Origin of the sequence: Actinomadura sp. KC216 (assembly GCF_004348535.1) — a bacterium.
Classification (GTDB): domain Bacteria; phylum Actinomycetota; class Actinomycetes; order Streptosporangiales; family Streptosporangiaceae; genus Spirillospora.
Window position 1 is genome coordinate 1 of record NZ_SMJX01000406.1, and the last position, 6594, is coordinate 6594.

Sequence of the window (6594 nt, forward strand, 5' to 3'; positions counted from 1 at the left end):
GCGGTGGGGTAGGCGACGAGGATGTCGTCGCTGACGTTCTCCCGCGCCAGCCAGAGCGCCTCGGGGACGGTGAACGCCATGATCCCGGCGAAGCCGTCCAGGGCGAGGACGTCCTCCAGGAGTGCCCGGCAGCGCACCGACTTGCTCGCGACCCGGATCGGCTTGCCGGCGGCGCGGCGGGCGAGGCCGGCGGCGTTGGCGCGGAAGGCCGCCAGGTCGACGACGGCGAACGGCGCCTCGATTCCGGCCGTCGTGGCGTCGTAGCGATCCCGGAGGTTCATGCTCGTCACGGCGGTCAGTATAGGTCTAACGTGAAAACCTCTCACGTAAGTTCGGGGTGGCGGCGGCTATTGAGTTATGTGGACTCTCCGGGTCTGGGCATCGGCGGCGGCGAAGGAGACCAGGCGGTGCGCCTCGGCTTCCAGCGCCTCGGCGTCGTCGGGGGCGGGCTTGTCGTACGTCTTGATCGTCATGGTCGCCTGGTCGCCCTGGCGGTCGAGCGTCCATTCGCCGGCGGTGAAGCCGTCGATGAGGACGATGCTGGGGACGGGCCGCCGCACGCGGTAGTTCTGCGCCTCGAACTGGCCGGTGATGACGCGGCTCCGGTCGGCGTGCGACAGCAGCAGGTTGTCGAAGTCGTAGAGCAGTCGCGGCGGCGCGGGCACGTCGGGGCCGGGACGGGGGGCGTCCGGCAGGTCGAACAGCTCGCGGCCCTTCTCGTCCTCGAACGTGACCAGGCGTGGACGGAGCCGTTCCATCACCTCCTTCAGCCGGGTCAGGCCCGACCAGGTCTGCGCGTCCATCACCGTGGACGGCCCGAACGCCGCCAGATAGCGCATGACCAGCTCGTCGGGCGTCGCGTCGTCCGCGAGCGGCTCGCCCAGCCATTTCTCGGCGGTGGTGTGCGCGATCGGGCCGCTCGATCCCCACACGCCGCGCGGCGGGACCTGCACCAGGGCCATCCGGCAGCGGGCCGCGTAGGCGAGTGACGCCGGGGCGCGGTCGCCCCAGCCGGCCGCGCGGCCGTGCTCGGCCAGCAGCGCGCCGAGCTGCTTGCTCGTGAGCGGCTTCTCCTCCAGGAGCGGCCGGGCGGCGGCGACCAGGTCGTCCATGTCGAGGCCCTCGACGGGCTTGGCGTGCGTGTAGTTCCTGAACAGGTCCCGGTCGAGGACGGGCTGCACGAGCGGCCGGAGCCGGAGCGCGTCCCGCGCGCTGACCAGGTGGATCGTCGACCGCATCAGCGCGAGCCGGACGAGCCGCCGCCCGACGAGCAGCTCCGCCACGTCCTGCGGCGTCACCCCGTCGAGCCGGACGCCGAGCCCCGCGTACCAGGTGTGCGGGGTCTGCGCCTGGAGCCCCGCCAGCCGCTCGACCGCCTCCACGACGGGCATCGCCGCCCGTTCGAGGAGAAGCTGCCGGGCCAGCGTGGCGCGGTTCAGGGCACGCCGGGACAGCCGTTCGCTCATACGGCCATTCTCCAGCCCGGCGCGCGGCGCTCCGGCCCGCGGGGGGCGGGGGGCGCGTAAGCTCGGAGGAACGTTCTGAGCTGCCGCTTCCCGCCCGAAAGATGAGACCCGTGAGCCAATACGTGCTGACCCTGTCATGCCCCGACCGGCCCGGCATCGTCGCCGCCGTCTCGGGGCTGCTGGCCGAGCGCGGGTGCAACATCCTGGAGAGCCAGCAGTTCGGCGACGGCGACTCCGGCACGTTCTTCATGCGGGTGCAGTTCGCCGCCCCGGACGGCACCGACCCCGACGAGCTGCGCGGCGCGTTCGCGTCCCTGGCGCCCGAGCTGGAGCTGCAGTGGCGGCTGCACGCGCTGGACGAGCGGCCCCGCGTCCTGATCTTGGTGTCGAAGGGCGGGCACTGCCTGAACGACCTGCTCTACCGGACGCGGTCCGGGCTGCTCGACATCGAGATCGTCGCGGTCGCGTCCAACCATCCGGACCTGCGGCCCCTCACCCAGTCGTACGGGATCGACTACCACCACCTGCCGGTCGGGCCGGGCGGCAAGCCCGCGCAGGAGGCCGAGATCCTCACGCTGGTCGAGCACTACCGCGCCGACCTGGTCGTCCTCGCCCGGTACATGCAGATCCTGTCGGACGACTTCTGCGCCAAGCTGCCCGGCGCGATCATCAACATCCATCACTCGTTCCTGCCGAGCTTCAAGGGCGCCCGCCCCTACCACCAGGCGCACGCGCGCGGCGTGAAGCTGATCGGCGCCACCGCGCACTACGTCACCGCCGACCTGGACGAGGGCCCGATCATCGAGCAGGAGGTCGCGCGCGTCGACCACACCCACAGCCCGGAGGAGCTCGTGGCCGTGGGACGCGACGTCGAGTGCCTCGCGCTGGCGCGGGCCGTCCGGTGGCACACCGAGCACCGCGTCCTGCTCAACGGGGACCGCACCGTCGTCTTCCGCTGACCTGCGTTTTCGTCCGGACGGTGTCGGCATGGCGGGTTTCGCTGTGCGTGACGATGCCTCACCATGGGTGATGATGTCGGACGTGCCGATGGCTCACGGGGGTGGCCATGACCGAGACGCTGGCCCAGCGAACGGATGACAGCGACGCGATCGAGGAGGCGCAGAACGAGCGGCGGGCGCGGCGGCTGGCCGTCCGCGAGTTCCGGCCCCGGCGCGCGCTCGCCGGGTTCGCCGCCGCGCTGCTGGTCACCGCCGTGGGCGGGGTCGCCGCGATCGAGCTGCTGGCGGCGGTGCTCGGGTCCGGCGTGCACCCGGTGCCGGGCGTGGCCGAGGCCGCGGACGCGCTGCGCGGGCGCACCTGGGACGACCCGGACGTCATGATCGCCGCGGCCGGGGTCGCCGCCCTCGGGCTCGCGTTCCTGCTGGCCGCGCTGCCGGGACGGCTCCGCGGCATGCCGCTGGCCGGGACCGATCCGCGCCTCGCGGGCGTTCTCGGACGCGCCGCCCTGCACCGCACGCTGGCGGACGCGGCGCTCGGCGTCCACGGCATCGAGCGCGCCCGCGTCCGCCGCCGGGGCCTGGTCCGCAGGCGGCTCGTGGTGCGGGCGGCCACGCACTACCGCAACCCGGCGAACCTCGCCGAGCTGGTGCGCCGCGCGGTCGACGAGCGCCTCGACCGCATCGAGCCGATGCGCCGGCCGGACGTCGACGTCCGGCTCGGCTGGCGGAAGGACTGAGATGAGGATCGCGATCGCGGTGACCGGGGCGGCGCTGCTGCTCTGCGGGGGCGCGGCCCTCGCCGCCGGCCTCGGCGCGTTCGACGCGCTCCTCGCCCTGTCGGGCAGGCCGCTGCTCGACCCCGCCCTGCTGCGGTTCGCCAGCGACAGCGGCTGGTTCCTGCCCGTCGCGGCGGGCGTCGCGGAGATCGTCGCGCTCGCCGGGCAGCTGTGGCTGGTGTTCCAGTGCCGGGCCCTTATCCACCGGTGGTGGCCGGACCTCGACGCGCAGACCCGCGCCCTCGCCCGCGCGGCGGCCGACGACCTGACGCGGGACGCGCGGGGGCTGCCGGGCGTCCAGGACGCCCGTGTCCGGCTCACCGGCACGGCCACCCGGCCGCGGCTGCGCATGCGGGTCGCGTTCGCGGGCGACGCCCTCGTCAGCGAGGTGTACGGCGAGCTGGGCGCGGGCCCGGTCGAGCGGTACCGGCAGGCGATCGGGATGCCGGACCTGCCGGTGGTTGTCCGCTTCCGGGCCGCGTCCAAGCGGCGGCAAGCGGCCACGGAGAGCGGTGGCGGTAAGCGGCGCAGGTAAGCGGCGCCGGTAAGCGGTAGGCGGCGGCGAAGGGCCGCGGAAGGAGCCGCCCGGTGTCAGGAGCGGGGTGACTCTGACACCGGGCGGCCGTACGCGCGCGCCTAGACGCGGTGTGACGGCCGATCTTTGACGCGCTCGTCCGGGCCGACCTCGGCCAATCCGGCGTACGGCGCGTACTACGACGATGCGATGCCCCAAGCTGGGAGGCAAGGAGCGGCGCCCGTCCGGATCCGCTGGTTGCGGGGGCTGCGGATCCTGGACGGGCGCCCGCGCCCTGGCAGGCGCCCATGCGCCGGGCGGAGCGGGCGCATGCACACGGCGGACGCCTGCGCTGAAACGGGCTCGCAGGTCTGGAGCACGGGTCCTCTGGGCGGAGACTGTGCACCCGTGACTATGCGCGGTCCAGGAACGATGGTCACGCTTGTGTACATTTCGTTCACGGCGTGGAGCGACGAAAGGTGCGACAGTGCGGCGTCCCGCTTGGACGTGGCCCGGCCGCTGGAGCCTGGCGCGGCAGCTGCTTGTGCTGCAGGCCGCGATCGTCGGCCTGCTGGTGTCGGTCGGCGCGACCATCGCCTACCTGGACGCCGACCGCGCTGCCGACGCGGCCGCCCGGCAGACGGTGAAGGCGGTCGCGCGGACCATCGCGAGCTCCGCGAACATCCCGGCCGCGCTCGCCACCCCCAACCCGAGCAAGCTGCTCCAGCCGTACGCCGAGCGCGTCCGCCGTGACGCCCGCGTCGACTTCATCACGATCATGACTCCGGCCGGGATCCGCTACACCCACCCGAACCCGGCCAGGATCGGCGGGCACTTCGTCGGCAACACCGGGCCCGCCCTCGCCGGGCGGACGTTCACCGAGACCTACACCGGCACGCTCGGCCCGTCCGTCCGCGCCGTCACGCCGGTGTTCGACCGCAACGGCCGCATCGTCGCGCTCGTGTCGGTCGGCATCACGGTCCGGGTCATCTCGGCGGAGCTGCGGCAGCGGCTCCTGTACGTCGTCGCCGTCGCCGGGGCCGTCCTCGCCGCCGGTCTCGGCTGCAGCTACCTGGTGTCCGCGCGGCTGCGCCGGCAGACCCGCGGCGCCGCGCCCGGCGAGCTGCGCGAGATGTTCGAGTACTATCAAGCGATCTTGCACGCCGTCCGCGAGGGCCTGCTCCTCCTCGACCGGGCGGGACGCATCGTCCTCTGCAACGACGCCGCACGCGACCTGCTCGGCATCGGCGACGCCTCGCGCGGGCAGCCCGTGGCGAAACTCGGGCTGTCCGACGAGCTGGTCGCCACGTTCGTGTCCGCCAAACCGCGATCGGACGAGATCCATGTCAGCGACACCCGCGTCCTCGTCGTGAACACCTCGCCGGTCCGGTCGCGGGACCGGGCGATGGGCAACGTGGTCACCCTCCGCGACCACACCGAGCTGATGGGGCTGACCGGCGAGCTGGACACCGTCCGCGGCTTCGCCGAGTCGCTGCGGTCCCAGGCCCACGAGGCCGCGAACCGGCTGCACACGGTCGTGTCGCTGGTGGAGCTCGGCCGCCCGGAGGACGCCGTCGAGTTCGCCACCGCCGAGCTGGAGACCGCGCAGCGGCTCACCGACCGGGTCGTCGGCTCGGCGACCGAGCCGGTGCTGGTCGCGCTGCTGCTCGGCAAGTCCGCGGAGGCGGGGGAGCGCGGCGTCGAGCTCGTCGTCACCGACGACACCGCCATCGAGGGCCTGGTGGAGCCCCGCGACCTCGTCACCATCCTCGGCAACCTCATCGACAACGCCGTCGACGCCGCCCTCGAGGGTTCCGCGATCCGCCCGCCCCGCGTGGTCGTCAGCGCCCGCAAGGACGGCGGCGAACTCGTCCTCCAGGTCGCCGACAGCGGGCGCGGCGTCGACCCGGCCGCCGTGCCCGAGATGTTCCGGCGCGGCTGGACGACCAAGACCTCCGGCGGGCCCGTCGGGCACGGTCTCGGCCTCGCCCTCGTCGGGCAGGCCGTCCGGCGGCACCGCGGCGACATCCACGTCGGCCACGACGGCGGCGCCATCTTCACCGTCCGACTTCCCCTGGAGTCCCGATGATCAGAGTGCTCGTCGTCGAGGACGACCCCGTCGCCGCGGAGGCGCACCGCTCCTACGTCGAGCGCGTCGCCGGGTTCAGCGTCGCCGGGGTCGTCCATTCCGGCGCTGACGCCCTCCGCTTCTGCGAGAAGACCCCCGTCGACGTCGTCCTCCTCGACTTCTACCTGCCCGACACCCACGGCCTGAAGGTGTGCCGCGCGCTCCGCGCCGGCGGCAGCGACGTGGACGTCATCGCCGTCACCTCCGCGCGGGACCTCGCCGTCATCCGCTCCGCGGTGTCGGTCGGCGTCGTCCAGTACCTGCTCAAGCCGTTCACGTTCGCGTCCCTGCGCGACAAGCTCGTCGGGTACGCGCGGTTCCGGGAGCAGGCCGTCGGCACCGGCGAGGTCAGCGGCCAGGCCGACGTGGACGGCATGCTCGCGACCCTCCGCAGCCCCGGCCACCGCTCGCTGCCGAAGGGCATGAGCCGCGAGACGCTCCAGGCCGTCACCGAGGTGCTGGCCGGCGCGGCCGACGGGCTGTCCGCCGCCGCGGCCGCCGACCTCACCGGCGTGTCACGCGTCACCGCCCGCCGATATCTCGAATACCTTGCGGAGAACGGCCTGGCCCGCCGCCGCCCCCACTACGGTCAAGTCGGACGTCCAGAGGTGCGCTTCTACCCCGGGTAGACGGGGTACGCATGGGGCGACGGTGAAACGACAGCGGGGGAGTCGTGGTGAACGAGAAGCCGGAGAAGACCGAGTCCGAGACGACCGGTCCCGAGACGGCCGGGGCCGGGACGGCCGGGGCC

6 protein-coding genes and 1 pseudogene are annotated in these 6594 nt (G+C 73.6%); 5 read left to right on the top strand and 2 right to left on the bottom strand.

Annotated elements, in window-relative coordinates; genetic code table 11:
- Both E1264_RS38470 and E1264_RS38475 read right to left on the bottom strand, forming a co-directional pair.
- A pseudogene (locus E1264_RS38470) lies at window positions 1-281 on the bottom strand (amino acid deaminase/aldolase); the annotation flags it as partial.
- 66 nt (window positions 282-347) lie between these two features.
- Window positions 348-1466 carry a winged helix DNA-binding domain-containing protein gene (locus E1264_RS38475; protein WP_132181818.1) on the bottom strand — a complete coding sequence of 373 codons (1119 nt, stop codon included), beginning with the start codon at window positions 1464-1466 and terminating at the stop codon, window positions 348-350.
- A gap of 101 nt (window positions 1467-1567) precedes the next feature.
- On the opposite strand from E1264_RS38475, the gene purU reads away from it, so the two are divergent.
- From purU to E1264_RS38500, 5 genes are all read left to right on the top strand, one after another.
- A complete protein-coding gene (purU, locus tag E1264_RS38480) occupies window positions 1568-2425 on the top strand; it encodes a formyltetrahydrofolate deformylase (RefSeq protein WP_132181820.1) in 858 nt (285 codons plus the stop codon).
- A 107-nt stretch (window positions 2426-2532) separates the two neighbouring features.
- Window positions 2533-3162, top strand: a complete 630-nt coding sequence (locus tag E1264_RS38485) for a DUF6286 domain-containing protein (RefSeq protein ID WP_132181822.1) — start codon at window positions 2533-2535, stop codon at window positions 3160-3162.
- A gap of 1 nt (window position 3163) precedes the next feature.
- Window positions 3164-3736, top strand: a complete 573-nt coding sequence (locus E1264_RS38490) for a hypothetical protein (RefSeq protein ID WP_132181824.1) — start codon at window positions 3164-3166, stop codon at window positions 3734-3736.
- 466 nt (window positions 3737-4202) lie between these two features.
- The gene (locus tag E1264_RS38495) at window positions 4203-5804 is read left to right on the top strand and encodes a sensor histidine kinase (protein WP_207936800.1); all 1602 of its coding nucleotides are present in this window, start codon (window positions 4203-4205) and stop codon (window positions 5802-5804) included.
- Window positions 5801-6472, top strand: coding sequence for a response regulator (locus E1264_RS38500; RefSeq protein ID WP_132181826.1), 672 nt, complete (start codon window positions 5801-5803; stop codon window positions 6470-6472). The genes E1264_RS38495 and E1264_RS38500 overlap by 4 nt, the downstream gene beginning before the upstream one ends.
- Window positions 6473-6594: the final 122 nt, after the last annotated feature.

Coding starts and splice junctions, on each gene's coding strand:
- E1264_RS38475 (WP_132181818.1), bottom strand. CDS start 1,466: ATGAGCGAACGGCTGTCCCGGCGTGCCCTGAACCGCGCCACGCTGGCC.
- E1264_RS38490 (WP_132181824.1), top strand. CDS start 3,164: ATGAGGATCGCGATCGCGGTGACCGGGGCGGCGCTGCTGCTCTGCGGG.
- E1264_RS38500 (WP_132181826.1), top strand. CDS start 5,801: ATGATCAGAGTGCTCGTCGTCGAGGACGACCCCGTCGCCGCGGAGGCG.
- E1264_RS38485 (WP_132181822.1), top strand. CDS start 2,533: ATGACCGAGACGCTGGCCCAGCGAACGGATGACAGCGACGCGATCGAG.
- purU (WP_132181820.1), top strand. CDS start 1,568: ATGAGACCCGTGAGCCAATACGTGCTGACCCTGTCATGCCCCGACCGG.